Here is a 717-nt window from a genome sequence, read left to right as displayed (position 1 = left end):
CCGCCAAAACATCTTCGGCGTTGTAAGGTTAAGCCTCACGGTTCATTAGTACCGGTTAGCTCAACGCATCGCTGCGCTTACACACCCGGCCTATCAACGTCGTCGTCTTCAACGTTCCTTCAGGAGACCTAAAGTCTCAGGGAGAACTCATCTCGGGGCAAGTTTCGTGCTTAGATGCTTTCAGCACTTATCTCTTCCGCATTTAGCTACCGGGCAGTGCCATTGGCATGACAACCCGAACACCAGTGATGCGTCCACTCCGGTCCTCTCGTACTAGGAGCAGCCCCCCTCAGTTCTCCAGCGCCCACGGCAGATAGGGACCGAACTGTCTCACGACGTTCTAAACCCAGCTCGCGTACCACTTTAAATGGCGAACAGCCATACCCTTGGGACCTACTTCAGCCCCAGGATGTGATGAGCCGACATCGAGGTGCCAAACACCGCCGTCGATATGAACTCTTGGGCGGTATCAGCCTGTTATCCCCGGAGTACCTTTTATCCGTTGAGCGATGGCCCTTCCATTCAGAACCACCGGATCACTATGACCTGCTTTCGCACCTGCTCGCGCCGTCACGCTCGCAGTCAAGCTGGCTTATGCCATTGCACTAACCTCCTGATGTCCGACCAGGATTAGCCAACCTTCGTGCTCCTCCGTTACTCTTTAGGAGGAGACCGCCCCAGTCAAACTACCCACCAGACACTGTCCGCAACCCGGAT

General features: G+C 55.2%; 1 rRNA gene. It reads right to left on the bottom strand.

Annotation, left to right across the window (positions count from 1 at the left end):
- Positions 1–24: 24 nt before the first annotated feature.
- Positions 25–717, bottom strand: a 23S ribosomal RNA gene (locus ACLJNW_RS22985); the annotation flags it as partial.

The organism is Salmonella sp. SAL4457 (genome assembly GCF_046548235.1).
GTDB lineage: Bacteria > Pseudomonadota > Gammaproteobacteria > Enterobacterales > Enterobacteriaceae > Salmonella > Salmonella enterica.
This window is presented reverse-complemented; position numbering and strand designations above follow the sequence as displayed.